Below are 17,020 nucleotides of genomic sequence, written 5' to 3'. Positions count from 1 at the left end.
ATGGTTCTCCCCGCACGAGCGGCAGGGGGAGCGGACTTGGCACGGAACGTGATCGACGTCAGGGTGAGCCGGCGGGTGCTGTGGATCGGCGGGGACGCGTATCCGCTGCAGCACATCGCCCGGGCACGGCAGTTGGTGTGGTGGCCACCCAAGCGCTCGCGGACGATCATCAGGTTCGTCCGGCAGGTGCTCGGGCTGCTGTTCGCCGTGAGCTTCCTCAGCGCGCTCACCCACAACTCGACGGACAAGACGCAGGTGGCCATTCCGAGCGTGCTGCTGGTGGCGGGCTTCCTGTTCTTCCTCTACCGGTTCGTCACCCGACTGCGGCAGAAACCCCTCTACAAGCTGGTCATCGAGACCTCGAACGCCGCGACCACCGCCGTGGTGAGCCACAACGAGTGGCAGATCAGCAACCTGATCCAGATGATCATGGAGGCGATCGACAACCCCCAGGCGGAGTTCGCGCTCCAGGTGGAGAACCTCCACGTCGGCGACAAGATCACCCAGTACGGCGACCACAACACCGGAAAGCGGGTCGGGCAGTGAGCAACTCCTTCCACTTCGGTGACTCCGTCACCCAGCACGGCGACCACAACATCGGCATCGTCAAGAACCAGGGCCCGGTCGACCCGCAGGCCGCCCTGCGCGAACTGGTCACCGCCGTAAGGCTGTTGCGCGACCAGGTGCCGGCCGAGGACCGCGAGGTGCTGGACGAGTCGCTGGAGGCCATCGGCGACGGCTCCGAGGCCTCGCCGTCCGCCCTGCGGCGGGCGCTGCGCAACATCTCGGGGGTGGCCTCGCTGGTCCGGGCGGGCGCGCCGGTGGTGGAGTCGGTGCGGCGGATCCTGGACTCGCTCAGCTCCTGATCTCCGTTCCTGATCTCCGCTCCCGATCTCCGCTCCCGATCTTCGCCCCGACTTTTCGTACCGGGTCAGAAACCTGCCCCGGTCAATCCCGGCTGCTAGCCTGACCGACATGACAGGACTGCGGGAGCTCAAGAAGGAACGGACGCGACGGGCCATCTCCGAGGCGGCCATCGCGCTCTTCCTGCAGCACGGCTTCGACCAGGTCTCGGTGGCCGACGTCGCGGCCGCCGCCGAGGTCTCCAAGCCCACCCTGTTCAGCTACTTCGCCAGCAAGGAGGACCTGGTCGTCCACCGCTTCGCCGACCACCAGGAGCAGGCGGCGGACGTGGTCCGGGGCCGAGCCGAGGGCGAGAGCGTCCTCGACGCCCTGCGCCGGGACTTCCTGGACGGCCTCGCCCGGCACGACCCGGTCACCGGCCTCAACGACCACCCCCAGGTGCTGGCCTTCACCGCGCTCGTCCACGGCACCCCGAGCCTGGCCGCCCGGGTCGGCTCCTACCTGGCCCGCGCCGAACAGTCCCTCGCCGAGGCGCTGCGCGAGGCCCCCGACCTCGCGCAGCCCCGCGCACTCACCGCCCCGCTGCTCGCCGCCCAGGTCACCGCCACCCAGCGGGTCCTCGCCCTGCACAACTGGCACCTCATCCACGACGGCGGCCGCACCGCCGACGACCTCCACCCCGAGGCCGTCGCCGCCGCCGACCGCGCCTTCGACCTGCTCGCCGGGGGCTACGGCCAGGGTTGACACCAGTGGCTACAGTCCGGGCATGACAACGCGTCACATCGAATTCGAGGCCCTGCACAACTTCCGCGACCTGGGCGGCTACCCGGCCACCGACGGCCGGACCGTCCGCTGGGGCCTGCTCCACCGCTCCGACTCGCTCGGCAAGCTCACCTCCCCCGCCGACCTGGAGCGCCTCCGGACCCTCGGCGTACGGACCGTGATCGACCTGCGCTACGACTGGGAGATCGCCGCCAAGGGCCGGGTGCCCCACTTCGACGGCCTGGAGTACCACCACCTCTCGATCGAGCACCGCCCGTACGACCAGGCCTCGATCGACCCCGCGCTCGACCCCTGGCGCTACCTCGCCGACCGCTTCGCCGAGGTCGCCGAGGACGGCGTGGGGGAGATCCGCCGGGCCCTGGACGTGATCACCGACGCCGAGGCCCCGGTCGTCTTCCACTGCGCGTCCGGCAAGGACCGCACCGGCCTGATCGCCGCCCTGGTGCTCACCCTGCTCGGCGTCTCCGAGGACGACATCGCCGCCGACTTCGCCCTCACCGAGCTCGCCACCCCGCGGCTCATCGCCGACTGGCACGCCGCCCACCCCGGCCGCACCCTCGGCTGGCCCGGCTACGGCCGCGCCCCGGAGACCGTCATCCGCCTGACCCTCGCCGACCTCGCCGCCCGCCACGGCTCCGTCGAGGCCTACCTCACCGGCCCGGTCGGCTTCACCCCCGACCGGATAGCCGCCCTGCGGTCGCGGCTGCTCACATCCTGACCACGTGTGGCGGGTGACCGGGCATGCCTCCCCGGCCTTCCACCGGGCGAATCGCCGCGGTCGTCCCCGAGGACCCGCTCCGCCCCGGGCCCTGATCCCTCAGCGGCGCGGGCCCAGGACGTGTCTGACAATTCGCGCCCGGCGGGAATTGCCAGACGGGCCTTACCGCCGACGCGGCTTGCCGGGGCGGCTGCCGCCCCTGCGCGCGGGCTTGCGGTCGGCGGACGCCGGGGCCGGGGCGGTGTCGGGCCAGTGGGTGGGGCGGGTGAGGGCCGCCGGGAGGCGGGTGGTGGCGTCCCCGCGGGCGGCGTTGAGCTGGGCCTGGGTGAGGAAGAGGGCGGTGGTGAGGTCGGCGCCGGCCAGGTTGGCGTCGCGGAGGTCGGCACCGATGAGGTCGGCGAGGCGCAGGTCGGCGCCGGAGAGGTCGGCGGCGACCAGGAGGGCGCCGCGCAGGTTGGCGCCCTGGAGGTCGGCGCCGCGCAGACGGGCGCCGAAGAGGTCGGCGCCGCGGTGTTCGCGGCGGCGGGGGACGGCGGCGCGGACGAGTTCGCTGGCCCGCAGCAGGAGGTCGCTGATCCGCCCGCGGTGGGCCGGGACGTCGACGGCCAGGATCTCCTCGGGGGTGCCGCCGGCGAGGCGGTCGGTCTCTTCGAGGGCCTGCCGCAGTTCGGGGTGGACGGGCCGGGCGGGGGCGAAGGTGAGCGCCTCGGTGAGGTACCGGAGCAGTTCGTGGAGCTGCCGGACGACCGGGAAGACGTCGAACATCGGCTTGGCGCTCGCGGGTTCCTCGCGCCAGCTGACCCCGCCGAAGGTGACCTGGGAGACCCGCTGTCCGGCGCCGAAGCAGTCGTAGACGGTGCAGCCCTGGAAGCCGCTGTCGCGGAGCCGGGCGTGGATGCCGCAGCTGAAGTCCGTCTGCAGGTTGCGGCAGGGGGTGCCGGCGGCCTTGTCGATGGCGAAGTCGGCGCCGGCGGCGAACGGCAGGGCCGCGCAGCAGAGTCCGAAGCAGCTGCCGCAGTCGGACTGGAGCGGGGTCGGCGCGGCCGCCGTGGGGTCCTGCGGCGACTCGGTCTCACTCACGGTCCGGGGTCCTTCCAGCGGCTGGACGCCGGTGGGAGTCCGGCGCGTCGAACCCGTCAAGATTACTGGGCAGGCCACCTCCCACGCAGGTAAGGTTTCTATCCCGAGAGAGACCCTTACAAGCGGAGGAATCGCGCCATGTCGCAGTCGGACATCACCGAGCTGGTCCGGATGTGGATCAGCGGCTGGACCGTCTCCCGGGGCGCCGCCGACCCGGTGGAGCAGCCCTGGGGCTGGACCATCGACGTCGGCGCGCCGGCCAGGGAGGTCGGGCGGCACGTGCTGCCCGAGCCGACCGAGGCTGAGGTCCGCAAGCTCGCCGAGGCGACCACCGCGCCGACCACCTGGCTGAAGCTGTTCGCCGAGGACGCGACCGTCCGGCCCTGGCTGGGCCCGCAGTGGCGGCTGGACCCGCCGGGCTTCCTGATGACCGCCCCGCTCACCCCCGAGCGGCCGGCCCTCCCGGCCGGCTACACCCTGACCCACTGGGAGCGGGGCGGGATCCTCCGGGTGCTGCTGCGCACCGAGGAGGGGCACCTCGCCGCCCGCGGCCAGGCGGGCCTGGCCGGCGCGGTGGCCGTGCCGGACCAGATCGTCACCGCCCCCGAGCACCGCCGCCGGGGCCTGGGCTCGGTGGTGATGGGGGCCCTGCGGTCCGGCGCGTACGAGGCGGGCGCCCGCACCGGCGTGCTGGTCGGCACGGTGGACGGCCAGGCGCTCTACACGGCCCTCGGCTGGACCACCCGCGCCCCGATGGCGAGCCTGGTGCTGGAGCCCTGACGAGCGGCCCCGCCGACGGGCCTTGGGCCGGGCAGGGCCTGGCCAGGCCCTGCCGGCCGATCTTGCCCGGCCGGGCCTAGCGGTACGGCAGCAGCTCCGGCCGCTTCGGCGGGCGGCCGTCGCCGGAGGAGCGGCCGGTGAGGCGGCGGCCGATCCACGGGCCGAGGTGGGTGCCCAGCCAGCGGGCGTCGGAGCGCAGCTTCTCGGCGCGGCCGGGCGGGGCGGCGGCGGGCAGCGGGGCGCGCCAGTCGAAGGCGGCGGGGCGGCCGAGGGCTTCCAGGACGCCTTCGGCGACCCGGCGGTGGCCCTCGGGCGAGAGGTGCAGGCGGTCCTCGGCCCAGAGCCGGCGGTCGTCGAAGCAGGGGGCGGAGAACAGGTCGACGACGGCGATGCCGTCCTGCCGCCCGAGTTCCTGGACGAAGGCCTTCATCCGCAGGATGGCGGGCAGCAGCCGGGCACTGCCGGCCATCCGGCGGGTGGGGTCGGTGCTGGTGAACAGGACGACGGTGGCGCCGGCGGCGCGCAGTTCCTCGACGCAGCGGCCGAGCAGCCGCTCGACCCGGTCGATGTCGCAGCCGGGGCGCAGCACGTCGTTGAGGCCGCCGGCCAGGGTGACGAGTTCGGCGCTCATCCCGACCGCGGTGGCGAGCTGCTCGTCGTGGATCTGGCCGATCAGCTTGCCGCGGACGGCGAGGTTGGCGTACCGGAAGTCCTCGGCCTGGCCGGCGAGCGCGGTGGCGACCCGGTCGGCCCAGCCCCGGTAGTGGCCGTCGGGATGGACGTCGTCGCACATGCCCTCGGTGAAGGAGTCCCCGACGGCGACGTAGCTGGTGTAGCTGCGGCTGGTGGTGGGCACGGGCGGCCTCCGCTCTCCTCTGCTGGCTCCGGTGGCTCCGACGAAGCGATCCGACGATCGTACGCGTGCACTTGCCAACCAGTTCCGCGGGGGCCCGGGCCGCTCATTCGGTGTCCAGTGCGCGTTTATCGCCCCGGGCCATCCTGGGTCCACGGGGCGGCGGCCGGCGACGGGGGCCTTGCCGCCGCCCCCTCACCGCACCGGCGGGACGTTCACCCCGCGACGGTCGCGCCCGGAGCCGTCGCCGAAGCCGGAGCAGTCGCCGTCGCCGTCGGAGCAGGCGGAGCAGTCGCCGTCGCCGTCGGAGCGGGCGGAGCCGTCGCCGTCGCCGTGAACCAGTGCTCGCGCACCGCGTCGGTGGGCCGCTGTTCGCCGAGGGCGCCGAGCCCCCACTCCCCCAGGGCCTCGATCACCGGCCGCAGTCCGCGGCCGCGCTCGGTCAGCTCGTACACCGTGGCGTTGGCCGGCCGCTCCAGCTTGCGGCGCAGAGCGAGTCCTTCGCCCTCCAGCTGCTTGAGCCGGGCGGCGAGGATGTCGGTGGAGACGCCGGGCAGGTCGGCGTGCAGGTCGGTGTAGCGGCGGGGGCCGCGCAGGAGTTCACGGACGATCAGGAGGCTCCAGCGCTCCCCCACCGCGTCCAGGGCGCGGGCGACGGCGCAGTACTGGTCGTAGCTTCGGCGTGACATGTGGATCAGCATAGCCAAGAGGTTGGACTTTCCAAGTGCCAACTTGGTAGAACAAAGCTGAAGCAACGGAGCGGTGGTGACGGTCGGGAGGCCGCAGGTGGAGTTTCGCCAGTCCAGCAAGCTGAATGACGTGTGCTACGAGATCCGGGGCCCGGTGGTGGACCAGGCCAACGCCCTGGAGGAGGCCGGGCACAGCGTGCTGCGGCTGAACACCGGCAACCCGGCCCCGTTCGGCTTCGAGGCGCCCGAGGAGATCATCCAGGACATCATCCGCAACCTGCCCTCGGCGCACGGTTACAGCGACTCGCGCGGCATCCTGCCGGCCCGCCGCGCGGTGGTGCAGTACTACCAGCAGCGCGGGGTCCAGGGCGTCGGCGTCAACGACGTCTACCTCGGCAACGGCGTCTCCGAGCTGATCCAGATGGCGATCACCGCGCTGGTCGACGACGGCGACGAGGTGCTCGTCCCGATGCCGGACTACCCGCTGTGGACGGCCTCCGTCCGGCTGGCCGGCGGCAAGGCCGTGCACTACCTGTGCGACGAGCAGGCCGAGTGGTACCCGGACCTCGACGACATCGCCGCCAAGATCACCGCCCGCACCAAGGCGATCGTCGTCATCAACCCCAACAACCCCACCGGCGCGGTCTACCCGAAGGAACTGCTGGAGGGCATCCTCGACCTGGCCCGCCGCCACCAGCTGATGGTGCTGGCCGACGAGATCTACGACAAGATCCTCTACGACGGCACCGAGCACCACTGCCTGGCCGCCCTCGCCGACGACGTGCTCACCCTCACCTTCAACGGCCTCTCCAAGGCCTACCGGGTGGCCGGCTTCCGCAGCGGCTGGCTGGTGGTCTCCGGCCCCAAGCAGCACGCCACCGACTACCTGGAGGGCCTGACCATGCTCTCCGGCATGCGGCTGTGCCCCAACGTGCCCGCGCAGTACGCCGTCCAGGCCGCGCTCGGCGGCCACCAGTCCATCAACGACCTCGTCCTGCCCAGCGGCCGGCTCACCGAGCAGCGCGACATCGCGGTCAAGGCGCTCAACGAGATCCCCGGCGTCAGCTGCGTCAAGCCCAAGGGCGCCCTGTACGCCTTCGCCCGGCTGGACCCGGCGGTGCACCGGATCGTCGACGACGAGCGGTTCGTGCTGGACCTGCTGCTGCGCGAGAAGATCCACGTCGTCCAGGGCACCGGCTTCAACTGGCCCCGCCCGGACCACTTCCGCTTCGTCACCCTGCCGCGCGCCGACGACCTGGAGACGGCGATCAACCGGATCGGGCGCTTCCTGGCGACGTACAAGCAGGTCTGAGCGCCTACGATCCACCCTCATGACCACCCTGCGCTCCATCGCCCTGTTCGCCGTCGCCGCGCTCGCCGAGATCGGCGGCTGCTGGCTGGTCTGGCAGAGCGTGCGGGAGCAACGGTCTTGGTGGCTGGCCGGGTTGGGCGTGGTGGCGCTGGGCGCGTACGGCTTCGTCGCGGCGCTCCAGCCGGACGCGGACTTCGGCCGGGTGCTGGCCGCCTACGGCGGGGTGTTCGTGGCCGGCTCGCTGCTCTGGGGCGTGGTCGTGGACGGGTTCCGGCCGACCCGCTTCGACGTGCTGGGCGCGCTGGTCTGCCTGGCCGGGGTCGGCGTGATCATGTACGGGCCCCGGCGCTGAACGCGGGCGTGCCCCGGCGCTGAACCTCCAGCGCCGGGGCACCGTCGCGAGCGCGGGGAACTACCAGCCCCAGCCGCCGCCCTGGCCGTCGTCGTCAGTGCTGGAGTCCCAGCCCTCGCCGACCTTGCGCAGGATCGTGTAGTTGTCGATCTGGGTGCCGTTCTCGGCCAGCGCGGTGACCTTCATGACCGACTTCCGGCCCAGGTGGGCCGGGGTGACGTCGACCTTGATGAAGGAGTAGCCGGTGTAGCGCACCCGCGACCACTGGATGGTCTCGGGGGTCTTCACCCGGCCCTTGCTCCAGTAGTAGGTCTGGACCTCGTCCTGGTGGTTCTCGTGCCCCTCGTAGGTGTCCGGCACGTCGAACTTGTACAGGCTGCGGCCGGCCGCGCCCGCGGTCACGTAGACCACGCCGTCCTTGGCCGGCTCGATGGTGGCGCCGCTCGGCACCTGCTTCGAGACCTTGTTGCCGAGGATGGCGTCGGTGCGCTCGTAGATGTGGTTGTGGCCGTTGATGACCAGGTCCACCCGGTACTTCTCGAACAGCGGCACCCAGGCCTCGCGGACGCCGCCCTCGGAGGCGTGGGCGACGGTGGTGGAGAAGGCGCAGTGGTGGAAGAAGACCACGACGAAGTCGACGGTCTCGTCGTTGCGCAGGTCCTTGAGGGTGCGCTCCAGCCACTTGGTCTGCCGGTTCGCCGAGAGGCCCAGGTTGGCCGGGATCTCGTAGGAGACGTCGTTGGCGTCCAGCGAGATGACGCCGACGTTCTTGTAGCGGAAGGTGTAGACGCCGGGGACCGCGCGCGGGTCCGGGCCGTTGTCCGGCAGGAAGAAGCGGGCGTTCTCGCCGCCGTAGCCGTTGGGCGAGTACCAGGCCTCGATGTCGTGGTTGCCGTACGCGACCATCCACGGGATGTCGGCGGCGACGGTCTCGGTCTGGACCAGGAAGTCGTCCCAGGTCTTCGCGTTGAAGACGGACTTGTCCGGGTCGGTGCCGGAGCCGGCCGGGTCGGCGTAGCAGATGTCGCCGGCGTGCAGGTGGAAGGCCGGCTTCTGGGCCTTGATGATGTTGTCGTTGCCGGCCGCGTGGGCGCTGACGCCCTGGTCGCCGAAGGCGGTGAAGGTGAACGGCTCGTACACCTTGCCCCAGCGGTGGTCCCGGGAGGGCGCGGTGCGGAAGGTGTGCAGGGTGGAGATCTGCTGCTGCGAGGCGGGGTCGAAGCCCTCGTGGCCGACGCCGTAGTAGTAGGTGGTGTCGGGCTGGAGGTCCTCCAGCGCCACGTGCAGGTAGTACTGGTCCACCGGCTGGCTGCTCGGGGTCAGCGCCGGGGTGTGCAGCGCGCGGACCTCGGCCTGGATCTTGTGGCTCAGCTCCCACGGGGTCTTGCCGAAGCGCAGGAACGGCTTCTTGACCGGCGCCGGAACCTGCCAGGAGACGCGGAACTGGGTGTCCGGCTCGGGGCCGAACTGGAGATGACGCCCGGTCGGCGCGACCAGGGATCCGTCGATGCCGGCCGTCGTGGCACCGGTCAGCAGCTGGGGCCCGGCCGGGGCGGCGAAGGCCGGCGCACTGCCCAGTGCACCGCCGACGGCGACGGCACCCACGGTCACCGCGCCGGCGCGCAGCATGCGGCGGCGGGAGAAGCGGGCCCGCAGGTACTCGTGCTGCTCGGCCATGCTCATGCGGTCGGCAAGCTTGGCCGGCACGCCCATGTTGGGGATATCCATGCGCGGGACTCTGTCAGCGGTGCGTTGACCGCACGCGGACGCCCGGTGAACGGGCCTCAGCGCGCCCCCCAATCGAACACCAACGTTCGACCATGAACAGGTAAAGAGCATGTCCACATCGAAGTGATGCCGGATCATGACCCGGGCTCGGAGCTCTTGGTCCGGGCCGGGCAGGCCGGGCGGAGCGGGCGTCAGGCGGAGGGTTCGTCCCAGAGGTTCGCCGACCGGTTGCCGGTGCCGTCGCAGGTACGGCAGATCTCGTCCCGGTAGGCCTGCTTGGCGCCGGTCGCGTCCACCCGGTAGCGGACGTACACCCCGGTGCCGTCGCAGAGGAAGCAGTTGCCGCCCCCGCCCCCCACCTCGGTGGTGCCGGTGCCCTGGCAGGTACGGCAGTTGAGGCCGGCGGTCCGGCCGGTGCCCGCGCAGATGCGGCAGACCGTCGTCATCGTCTTCCTCCCTTTGCGCGGAACCGCTCGATGCCACCGGTCATGGTAGTGGCCCCGCCCCGAAGCCGTCCCGGGGCGTGGATCTGACGAATCGTCAGTACCGTCCGGGGCATCCGGTCATTCCGGCAGGCCCTCACGGACCCGGCGGGAGACCGAGATCAGCTGGAGGTCGAGCAGCCCGGGCGGATCGGCCAGGCCGGGCCCGCCCGCCCGTACCCAGGCGGCTATGTCGTCGATCATCTCGTCCATCAGCACGAAGCCGAGCCAGACCGGACGGCCGCCCGCCGCCCGCCCCTCGCTGGACGGGCCGACCACCACCACGTTGGACTGGGAGCAGACGTCCAGGCACTTGACCGCACGGACCCGGCCCGCCGGACCGACCGCCGTCCGCAGCCGTTCGTACTGCCCCGCGTGGTCCACCCCCGGATGCTTCGCCTCGGTGCCGCAGCAACAGCCCCGGCAGACGGTGACGGTCACCGGGGAGCCGGCGCCCCGCTTGCCCTCGCGGTCACGGTCGCGGTCTCGGCGGCTCATCCGCTCTGGTCCCCCTCCTGATCGGCGGCCCCGGTCGACGGCACGCTCTGCATCGGAACTGTACCTGTCAGGCCCTCGGGCACCGCGAGCTGCCCGAACGGCCTGAAATAGGATCCGACCGACGAACGGTCGGGGAGAGCGGAAAGAGGAACGGGCGGATGCCGAAGCGGAGGGCCCGGGGCCTGTGGTTCGCGGTGGCCGTGGCGGTGTTCGGCCTGCTGTGCGGGGCGCTCGGACTCTCGGTGGTGCTCACCGGCGGCTACTCCGTCCACCGCATGGACGGCGCCGCGATGGCGCCGCACCTCCGGCCGGGCGACCGGATGCTCGCCGACCGGGTCGCGGCCGCGGACGTGCGACGCGGCGGGATCCACATCGTCGACTCCCCGTGGGGCCTGCCCGGCTCCCCCGTGTTCCGGGTGATGGCCCTCGGCGGCCAGCGGATCGCCTGCGCCGGCGGGCAGCTCAGCCTCGACGGGTCGCCGCTGGACGAGCCGGCCGATCGCCGGGCCGGCACCTGCGGCCACGACTTCGACGTCACCGTCCCGCCCGGGCGGGCCTTCCTGATGGGCGATCACCGCGACACCGCGGTCGACTCCCGGCAGCACGTGGACGACGCCCAGCAGGGCACGGTCGACCTCGCCCTGCTGACCGGGAACCGGGTGGTCTGGCACTCCGGCGGCGACTCCCCCGCCCTGCCCGGCAAGCTGATCGGCGCGGCGGTCCTGATGGTCCTGGGGGCCCTGGTCACCGTGACCGGCCTGCTCGCCGCGGTGGTGCTCGTCTCCTTCGCCGCCGCCCGGCGGCGGCCCGCGGCCGATCCCGCCGACTGAACCGAATTCCACTCCCGTACGTATCGCCGTACGTATGGCCATACGTATCGCCGTTGAATCGACGCCAATTCCGAAACGCGGTGGAGCGGAATTCGAAATGGCACCCGGTGCCATCTGACGGGATTTCCGGAAATCCCGTCGAAACCATGGACGACGGCGAAACCTGGCAGTAACTTACCTGCGAGTAGCTGTGGCCCGGCTCGGCATGACCCCCACCCGTCGTTTCTCTCCCCCAGGAGGAACCGTGCTCCGCCCTGCCCGGAATTCCCGGCGACTCCGCAATTCCGGCGTTCTCGCCGCCGTCGCCGTGGGCGCCGCCCTCGCGCTCACCTCCACCACCGCCCAGGCGGCCACCCCGGCCCCGAAGCACTACGTGGCCCTCGGCGACTCCTACGCCGCCGGCGCCGGCGTACTCAGCCCGTCGGCCGGCCTGTGCCTGCGCTCCGACCACAACTACGGCCACCTGGTCGCCGCCTCGCTCGGGGCCGGCGGCTACACCGACGTCACCTGCGCCGCCGCCAAGGTCAAGGCCATGACGCAGCCGCAGTACGACGCCTTCATCCGGGTCAACGACCCCCAGCTGGACGCGGTGACCGCCGACACCGACCTGGTCACCCTCGGGATCGGCGGCAACGACCTCGCTGCCAGCGACCTCGGCCTCGGCGAACTGGTCGCCACCTGCATCGCCGGCGCCGTCGTCAACCCGCTCGGCACCCCCTGCAAGGACGTCTACCACCACGGCTACTGGGACTGGCGCACGATGTCCTGGCAGTACGGCAACGACGACCTGGCCGAGCGGATCAACACCACCATCGCCCCGCAGATCGCCACCACCCTGCGGCAGATCCACGCCAAGGCGCCCAAGGCCAAGGTGCTGCTGGTCGGTTACCCGTCCGTGCTGCCCGCCGACGGCAACTCCTGCGTCCTGCGCCAGCCGGTGACCCCGGGCGACGTCGAGTACATGCACGGCGTGCTCGACAAGCTGAACGCCGCCCTCAAGTCCACCGCGGCCGCCAACGGCGCCACCTACGTGGACACCGCGACGCCGACCCGCGGGCACGACGTCTGCTCGGACGACCGCTGGATCGAGGGCGCACTGCCCGGCTCGCCCGCCGTGCCGTTCCACCCCAACGCGACCGGCGAGAAGGTGATGGCGGACGCGGTGCTCGCCGCGCTCAAGTAAGCCGCACGTGAGTCGTAGGTGACTCCGGAAAGCCCCGAGGGGCCGGTGACCAGACCCCGGTCACCGGCCCCTCGGTTCCTCCTCCGGCACGCTGTTCCGACTCGGCGGTGCTGTTCCGACTCGGCGGTGCCATTTCGACGGCGGTGCTATTCCGACTCGGCGGCGGAACCGGCCGCCAGCCCCGCCGACCACTTCTCCTCGACCCGGCCGAACTTCCAGAACGCGATCGCCCCGGCCCAGGTCAGCACGAACAGCCCGACGATCGCGTAGCCGACGAAGTTGAGGTCCAGACCGCCGACCCAGGCGATCGGCCCGCTGGTGATGTCCAGCTTCTCGCCGAGCAGGCCGATCAGTTCGACCAGGCCGATGACCAGCGCCACCAGCACCGACAGGCCGGTGACGGTCAGGTTGTAGTAGATCTTGCGGACCGGCTTGGAGAACGCCCACTCGTAGGCGAAGTTCATGAACGAGCCGTCGATGGTGTCCAGCAGGCTCATCCCGGCCGCGAACAGGATCGGCAGCGTCAGCAGCGCGTACCAGGGCAGCGAGAAGGCCGCCGCGCCGCCCGCCAGCACCAGTAGGGACACCTCGGTGGCGGTGTCGAAGCCCAGGCCGAACAGCAGGCCCACCGGGTACATGTGCCAGGGCTTGGTGACCGCCCGGGTCACCTTGCCGAGGATCCGGTTCATCAGCCCGCGACGCTCCAACTGGCGCTCCAGCTCGGCCTCGTCGTACTCGCCCAGGCGCATCCGGCGGAACACCTTGAGGATGCCGTTGAAGGCGCCCAGGTTGATCAGGCCGAGCAGCAGCAGGAACGAACCCGAGACGGCCGTGCCGATCAGGCCGGTCATCTTGTGCAGGGTCGAGTCGTCCGCCTGGACCTGGTCGGCCAGCGTGCGGATGCCGAAGGCCAGCAGCGCGCAGAGGCCGAAGACGATCGAGGAGTGCCCGAGCGAGAACCAGAAGCCGACCGACAGCGGCCGCTTGCCCTGGCCCATCAGCTTGCGGGTGGTGTTGTCGATCGCCGCGATGTGGTCCGCGTCGAAGGCGTGCCGCATGCCGAGGGTGTAGGCGGTCAGGCCCATGCCCGCGCCGAAGACCTGGCCGCCGACGTCGTAGTGCTCGGGCGCGACCAGCGCGAGCAGCGTGAACCAGCCGATGACGTGCAGCGCGAGGATGAAGCCGCCCATCCCGGCCAGCCGGATCCACTCCTCGCGGGTGAGCCGGTCGCGCCATCTGACGGCTGCGGCGCCTGCCGGGGCACCTGTGGCGGCGCTGGGCATCGTGTGGTCCTTTCGGGCGGTGCGGGCTCGGGCGGGTTCGGGCTCGGTGTCCGGGCTCGGGCAGGCCGGGCTCGGACGGTTCCGGGCGAAGCTGGGCCATCTTTCCCCCCTCGGGCAAGCAGTTGCAAGTCATGTGCAAATGCCGGACGGCGGCGAACCGATCCACGACGGCGCAGGCCGGGGGCGCGCGACGCGCGGCCGCACTCCACCGGGGTGTCACCACCACAGGGCTTTCATCAGGAAATCGGGCGATTCCTCCCCTAGGGTCGGAATGCCGAGCCCGCGGCGCGATCCCCGTCCGCGCCGCGGGCCGCTCGGCAGTCACCGGCCCGGGACCCCGATGGGAGCGGCCATGCCGTCGTACCCGTTCCACACCACCCGCGAGGACCTCCGCATCCCGCTGCCCGACGGCACCGAGCTCGCCGCCCGCCTGTGGCGCCCGGTCAGCGACGAGCCCGTCCCCGTCCTGCTGGAGTACTCGGCCGACCGCCTCGCCGACCGCACCGCCGCCGAGGACGCCCGCCGCCACCCCTGGTACGCCGGCCACGGCTACGCCGCCGTCCGGGTCGACACCCGCGGCCACGGCAACTCCGGCGGACTGCCCGGCGAACCCGGCGGCGAGCAGGAGCTCACCGACGGCACCGCCGTCGTCGACTGGCTCGCCCGCCGCCCCTGGAGCAACGGCCGGGTCGGCCTGCTCGGCGTCGGCGCCGCCGGCACCACCGCGCTGCGGCTCGCCGCCCGGGTGCCGGAGACCGTCGGCGCGGCCGTCATCGCCTGCCCCGAGGGCGGCCACCGCCTCGGCGGCGCCGTCCTCGCCGCCGACCTGCACACCCGGCTCACCACCCTGATCGCCGACGCCGCCCTCCCCCCGGACCCGCGCCACCTCGGCGACGCCTGGCGGCCCGCCTGGCTGGCCCGGCTCGAATCCCTGGAGCCCCCCGTCGACGCCTGGCTCGCCGCCGGGGACACCACCGTGCCGGTGTCCGTCCCGGTGTTCGCCGTGGCCGGCTGGGGCGACCCGTCCTGCTCCTTCGTGCTGCGGCTGCTCGCCGAATCCCCCACCGCGCACGCCCTGCTCGGCCCCTGGCCGCACGGACTGCCCGAGGCCGCCCTGCCCGAGACCCTGCGCTGGTGGGACCACTGGCTGCGCGGCGTCGACACCGGCGCCCTCAAGGAACCCGCCCTGCGCAGCTGGATCAGCACCCGCTGGACCGGCGACGACGCCTGGCCCTCCCCCGACGTCCGGGAGATCCACTACGACCTGGACGGCCAGCTGCGCACCGCCGGCACCGCCTCCGACGACCGGTACGTCCACGTCCGCTCCCCCCAGCACACCGGCCTCAACGCCGGCGCGTACGTCCCGCACGGCCGCCCCGCCGACCGGCCGCCGGACCAGCGCGAGGAGGACGGCCGCTCGGTCTGCTTCGACTCCCAGCCGCTGCCCGAGCCGGTCGAACTGCTCGGCGCGCCGACGGTACGGCTGCGGCTGCGGTCCGGGGCCGCCCCCGTCCAGGTGGTGGCGCGGCTGTGCGCGGTCGGCCCGGACGGCACCTCCGCCCTGCTCACCCGGGGCGTACTGACCACCACCGGTCCGGACGCCGAGGTCGACCTCGCCGCCTGCGCGGCCACCGTCCCGGCCGGGCACCGGCTGCGGCTCGCCCTCTCCTCCGTCTACTGGCCCTGGGTGTGGCCCACCCCCGACGACACCGGCTACGCCCTCGACCCCTCCCACTCCACCCTCAGCCTGCCCGTCCGCCACCTGGCCGCGGACGCCGGCGCCGCCCCCGTCACCCTCGCGACGCCTTCGCTGCCCGACCCGCTGGACATCCACCTCACCGAACCGCTCACCGCCCGGCCCGAACACGTCACCGTCCACGACATCGGCCGCCACGAATGGCGCACCGAACTCTCCCCCGCCACCGACGGCACCCGCACCCACCCCGACGGCCTGGTCCGCGACGAGCACACCGTCACCGCCTACCGAGTCCTCACCGGCGCCCCGCTCAGCGCCCAGGCCCGCACCGACCGCACCGTACGGCTGGAACGCCCGGACCTCGGCTGGGACGTCACCGTCCAGACCCGCACCCAACTGCGCTGCGACGCCGGGCACTTCCTCAGCACGGTGCAGCTGCGGGCGCTGGAGGCGGGGTCGGTGGTGTTCGCCCGGGAGTGGCAGCACCGGGTGGCACGGGAGAGCGGCTCAAACTAATCCTTATACAATTGCTTTTTGCGCATTACTTGCCTTATAACTAGCCGCATGAAAACCCTCGGCCTGATCGGCGGCATGAGCTGGGAGTCCACCGCCGAGTACTACCGCACCCTCAACCAGCTCACCCGGGACCGCCTCGGCGGACTGCACTCCGCCCAACTCGTGCTCTACTCCGTCGACTTCGCCGCAATCGAGGAACTCCAGACCGCCGGGCGCTGGGACGAGGCCGGCGCGGTCCTCGCCGCCGCGGCCCGCGCCCTGGAGGCGGCCGGCGCCGACCTGCTGCTGATCTGCACCAACACCATGCACAAGGTCGCCGACCAGGTGGCCGAAGCCGTCTCCATCCCCCTGCTGCACCTCGCCGACGCCACCGCGGACGCCGTCCGAGCCGCCGGCATCCGCCAAGTCGGCCTGCTGGGAACGGCGTTCACCATGGAACAGGACTTCTACCGCGGCCGATTGACCTCCGCCGGCGACCTGGACGTCCTCACCCCCGGGCCCGCGTCCCGCGCCCTGGTCCACCGGGTGATCTACGACGAACTGTGCCTCGGCATCGTCCGCGAGGAATCCCGCGCCGCCTACCGCCGCGTCATCGCCGAGCTGGTCGCCGCGGGCGCCGAGGGCATCATCCTCGGCTGCACCGAGATCGAACTCCTGGTCCGCCCCGAGGACAGCCCCGTCCCCCTCTTCCCCACCGCCCGGCTCCACGCCGAGGCGGCCGTGGCCGCCGCCCTGGCGAAGGACTGAACTACCCGAGGAGGAGCGCCACTTACCCCGCCAGCCAGTCCAGGTACCAGTCCCGGAAGTCCGGCCCGGGATTCAGGCCCTCGCCGTACGCGAGGTCGTCCGACCACACCTGGCCGCTCGCCTCCCCGGTCACCACCAGCCGCAGGAACCCGCCGCACCCCAGCTCGGCCAGCACCATCGAACCGGTGAACCAACAGGGATCGAAGGCCTCGTCGTCGGGCGTGTGCCGGGCGCAGATCTCCAATTCGGGCCAGGGCTGGAAGCGTTCGATGTGCGGGAAGGGAACGGCGAACCCGTCGGCCCAGTCAGCACCCAGGTCGCTTTGCAGCCGAGCCCAGGTGTCACCGCCCCAGCGGTACAAGCCGTAGGCCGGCCCGGCACCGCCGCGTCCCACCGTGGTGATGAACGTCCGGTACGACAGCGGTAGTTCGAAGCCGTGGGCCCGCTCGAAGCGGGCCACCTCCGCCTCGGCCACCGGCGGATCCAGCCGGTACCGGTGCCGCTGCGCGCCGAACCGCTCGTGCTGCGGGTCGGCCTGCGCCAGCTCCCACAACCGCGCGCGTACGCCCTCGACGTCCCACATGCGGCCATGCTCGCACGGAGCGGCCGTACTGCGGCGCTACTCG

Annotated in this window: 18 protein-coding genes and 1 pseudogene; 11 read left to right on the top strand and 8 right to left on the bottom strand. The window is 72.3% G+C overall.

The annotated features are described in order from the left end of the window. Positions 1 to 36: 36 nt before the first annotated feature. The 4 genes from ACZ47G_RS26845 to ACZ47G_RS26830 all read left to right on the top strand — a co-directional run bounded on the left by ACZ47G_RS26845 (position 37) and on the right by ACZ47G_RS26830 (position 2,365). Positions 37 to 546 (top strand): DUF6232 family protein, encoded by a 510-nt coding sequence (locus tag ACZ47G_RS26845; protein WP_465746818.1) that lies wholly within the window; start codon positions 37 to 39, stop codon positions 544 to 546. Beyond that, a complete protein-coding gene (locus tag ACZ47G_RS26840; protein WP_380459546.1) occupies positions 543 to 866 on the top strand; it encodes a hypothetical protein in 324 nt (107 codons plus the stop codon). Before ACZ47G_RS26845 ends, ACZ47G_RS26840 begins: the two co-directional genes overlap by 4 nt. Before the next feature lie 109 nt (positions 867 to 975). Next, positions 976 to 1,608 carry a TetR/AcrR family transcriptional regulator gene (locus ACZ47G_RS26835; RefSeq protein WP_465746816.1) on the top strand — a complete coding sequence of 211 codons (633 nt, stop codon included), beginning with the start codon at positions 976 to 978 and terminating at the stop codon, positions 1,606 to 1,608. Positions 1,609 to 1,630: 22 nt separating this feature from the next. Continuing rightward, the gene (locus ACZ47G_RS26830) at positions 1,631 to 2,365 is read left to right on the top strand and encodes a tyrosine-protein phosphatase (protein ID WP_465746814.1); all 735 of its coding nucleotides are present in this window, start codon (positions 1,631 to 1,633) and stop codon (positions 2,363 to 2,365) included. Positions 2,366 to 2,527: 162 nt separating this feature from the next. Here the strand turns inward: ACZ47G_RS26830 and ACZ47G_RS26825 are convergent, their stop codons facing one another. Continuing rightward, positions 2,528 to 3,445, bottom strand: coding sequence for a pentapeptide repeat-containing protein (locus ACZ47G_RS26825; RefSeq protein ID WP_465746812.1), 918 nt, complete (start codon positions 3,443 to 3,445; stop codon positions 2,528 to 2,530). A 138-nt stretch (positions 3,446 to 3,583) separates the two neighbouring features. On the opposite strand from ACZ47G_RS26825, the gene ACZ47G_RS26820 reads away from it, so the two are divergent. Further along, a complete protein-coding gene (locus tag ACZ47G_RS26820; protein ID WP_465746810.1) occupies positions 3,584 to 4,225 on the top strand; it encodes a GNAT family N-acetyltransferase in 642 nt (213 codons plus the stop codon). A gap of 76 nt (positions 4,226 to 4,301) precedes the next feature. On the opposite strand, the gene ACZ47G_RS26815 is transcribed toward ACZ47G_RS26820, so the two are convergent. Together ACZ47G_RS26815 and ACZ47G_RS26810 are read right to left on the bottom strand one after the other, a co-directional pair. After that, entirely contained in the window at positions 4,302 to 5,081 is a 780-nt protein-coding gene (locus tag ACZ47G_RS26815) for an SGNH/GDSL hydrolase family protein (RefSeq protein ID WP_465746808.1), read from the bottom strand. 332 nt (positions 5,082 to 5,413) lie between these two features. After that, positions 5,414 to 5,767 (bottom strand): annotated as a pseudogene (locus tag ACZ47G_RS26810) (winged helix-turn-helix transcriptional regulator); the annotation flags it as partial. 97 nt (positions 5,768 to 5,864) lie between these two features. Here ACZ47G_RS26810 and ACZ47G_RS26805 point away from each other — a divergent pair. Further along, positions 5,865 to 7,079 carry a pyridoxal phosphate-dependent aminotransferase gene (locus tag ACZ47G_RS26805; RefSeq protein ID WP_465746806.1) on the top strand — a complete coding sequence of 405 codons (1,215 nt, stop codon included), beginning with the start codon at positions 5,865 to 5,867 and terminating at the stop codon, positions 7,077 to 7,079. A 19-nt stretch (positions 7,080 to 7,098) separates the two neighbouring features. Then, positions 7,099 to 7,431 (top strand): YnfA family protein, encoded by a 333-nt coding sequence (locus ACZ47G_RS26800; protein WP_465746804.1) that lies wholly within the window; start codon positions 7,099 to 7,101, stop codon positions 7,429 to 7,431. Between the two features lie 60 nt (positions 7,432 to 7,491). On the opposite strand, the gene ACZ47G_RS26795 is transcribed toward ACZ47G_RS26800, so the two are convergent. From ACZ47G_RS26795 to ACZ47G_RS26785, 3 genes are all read right to left on the bottom strand, one after another. Next, entirely contained in the window at positions 7,492 to 9,159 is a 1,668-nt protein-coding gene (locus tag ACZ47G_RS26795; RefSeq protein ID WP_465746802.1) for a purple acid phosphatase family protein, read from the bottom strand. A gap of 191 nt (positions 9,160 to 9,350) precedes the next feature. Beyond that, complete coding sequence (locus ACZ47G_RS26790; protein WP_270148018.1) at positions 9,351 to 9,605, bottom strand: hypothetical protein; 255 nt, start codon at positions 9,603 to 9,605, stop codon at positions 9,351 to 9,353. 117 nt (positions 9,606 to 9,722) lie between these two features. Continuing rightward, a complete protein-coding gene (locus ACZ47G_RS26785; protein WP_465746800.1) occupies positions 9,723 to 10,139 on the bottom strand; it encodes a (2Fe-2S) ferredoxin domain-containing protein in 417 nt (138 codons plus the stop codon). A 158-nt stretch (positions 10,140 to 10,297) separates the two neighbouring features. Here ACZ47G_RS26785 and lepB point away from each other — a divergent pair, with 158 nt between their 5' ends. Both lepB and ACZ47G_RS26775 read left to right on the top strand, forming a co-directional pair. Further along, positions 10,298 to 10,969 carry a signal peptidase I gene (gene lepB, locus ACZ47G_RS26780; protein WP_465746798.1) on the top strand — a complete coding sequence of 224 codons (672 nt, stop codon included), beginning with the start codon at positions 10,298 to 10,300 and terminating at the stop codon, positions 10,967 to 10,969. Between the two features lie 244 nt (positions 10,970 to 11,213). Beyond that, complete coding sequence (locus tag ACZ47G_RS26775) at positions 11,214 to 12,152, top strand: SGNH/GDSL hydrolase family protein (protein ID WP_465746796.1); 939 nt, start codon at positions 11,214 to 11,216, stop codon at positions 12,150 to 12,152. Between the two features lie 146 nt (positions 12,153 to 12,298). Here the strand turns inward: ACZ47G_RS26775 and nicT are convergent, their stop codons facing one another. Further along, positions 12,299 to 13,435 carry a Nickel transporter NicT gene (nicT, locus tag ACZ47G_RS26770; protein ID WP_465746794.1) on the bottom strand — a complete coding sequence of 379 codons (1,137 nt, stop codon included), beginning with the start codon at positions 13,433 to 13,435 and terminating at the stop codon, positions 12,299 to 12,301. 352 nt (positions 13,436 to 13,787) lie between these two features. Between nicT and ACZ47G_RS26765 the strand changes: the two genes are divergently transcribed. Together ACZ47G_RS26765 and ACZ47G_RS26760 are read left to right on the top strand one after the other, a co-directional pair. Next, positions 13,788 to 15,647 carry a CocE/NonD family hydrolase gene (locus ACZ47G_RS26765; protein ID WP_465746792.1) on the top strand — a complete coding sequence of 620 codons (1,860 nt, stop codon included), beginning with the start codon at positions 13,788 to 13,790 and terminating at the stop codon, positions 15,645 to 15,647. Between the two features lie 48 nt (positions 15,648 to 15,695). Further along, positions 15,696 to 16,394, top strand: coding sequence for an aspartate/glutamate racemase family protein (locus ACZ47G_RS26760; protein ID WP_465746790.1), 699 nt, complete (start codon positions 15,696 to 15,698; stop codon positions 16,392 to 16,394). Between the two features lie 22 nt (positions 16,395 to 16,416). Here the strand turns inward: ACZ47G_RS26760 and ACZ47G_RS26755 are convergent, their stop codons facing one another. Further along, a complete protein-coding gene (locus ACZ47G_RS26755; protein ID WP_465746788.1) occupies positions 16,417 to 16,977 on the bottom strand; it encodes an SMI1/KNR4 family protein in 561 nt (186 codons plus the stop codon). Positions 16,978 to 17,020: the final 43 nt, after the last annotated feature.

This window comes from Kitasatospora sp. NPDC030952 (genome assembly GCF_055571335.1).
The sequence above is the reverse complement of the archived record's forward strand: the minus strand, read 5'-3'. Positions and strand labels throughout refer to the sequence as shown.

Bases quoted from the DNA above. Each gene is read 5' to 3' on its own strand.
- ACZ47G_RS26830 (WP_465746814.1), top strand. From the start codon at position 1,631: ATGACAACGCGTCACATCGAATTCGAGGCCCTGCACAACTTCCGCGAC.
- ACZ47G_RS26785 (WP_465746800.1), bottom strand. From the start codon at position 10,139: ATGAGCCGCCGAGACCGCGACCGTGACCGCGAGGGCAAGCGGGGCGCC.
- ACZ47G_RS26835 (WP_465746816.1), top strand. From the start codon at position 976: ATGACAGGACTGCGGGAGCTCAAGAAGGAACGGACGCGACGGGCCATC.
- ACZ47G_RS26760 (WP_465746790.1), top strand. From the start codon at position 15,696: ATGAAAACCCTCGGCCTGATCGGCGGCATGAGCTGGGAGTCCACCGCC.
- ACZ47G_RS26795 (WP_465746802.1), bottom strand. From the start codon at position 9,159: ATGGATATCCCCAACATGGGCGTGCCGGCCAAGCTTGCCGACCGCATG.
- ACZ47G_RS26755 (WP_465746788.1), bottom strand. From the start codon at position 16,977: ATGTGGGACGTCGAGGGCGTACGCGCGCGGTTGTGGGAGCTGGCGCAG.
- ACZ47G_RS26790 (WP_270148018.1), bottom strand. From the start codon at position 9,605: ATGACGACGGTCTGCCGCATCTGCGCGGGCACCGGCCGGACCGCCGGC.
- ACZ47G_RS26800 (WP_465746804.1), top strand. From the start codon at position 7,099: ATGACCACCCTGCGCTCCATCGCCCTGTTCGCCGTCGCCGCGCTCGCC.
- ACZ47G_RS26765 (WP_465746792.1), top strand. From the start codon at position 13,788: ATGCCGTCGTACCCGTTCCACACCACCCGCGAGGACCTCCGCATCCCG.
- ACZ47G_RS26820 (WP_465746810.1), top strand. From the start codon at position 3,584: ATGTCGCAGTCGGACATCACCGAGCTGGTCCGGATGTGGATCAGCGGC.
- lepB (WP_465746798.1), top strand. From the start codon at position 10,298: ATGCCGAAGCGGAGGGCCCGGGGCCTGTGGTTCGCGGTGGCCGTGGCG.
- nicT (WP_465746794.1), bottom strand. From the start codon at position 13,435: ATGCCCAGCGCCGCCACAGGTGCCCCGGCAGGCGCCGCAGCCGTCAGA.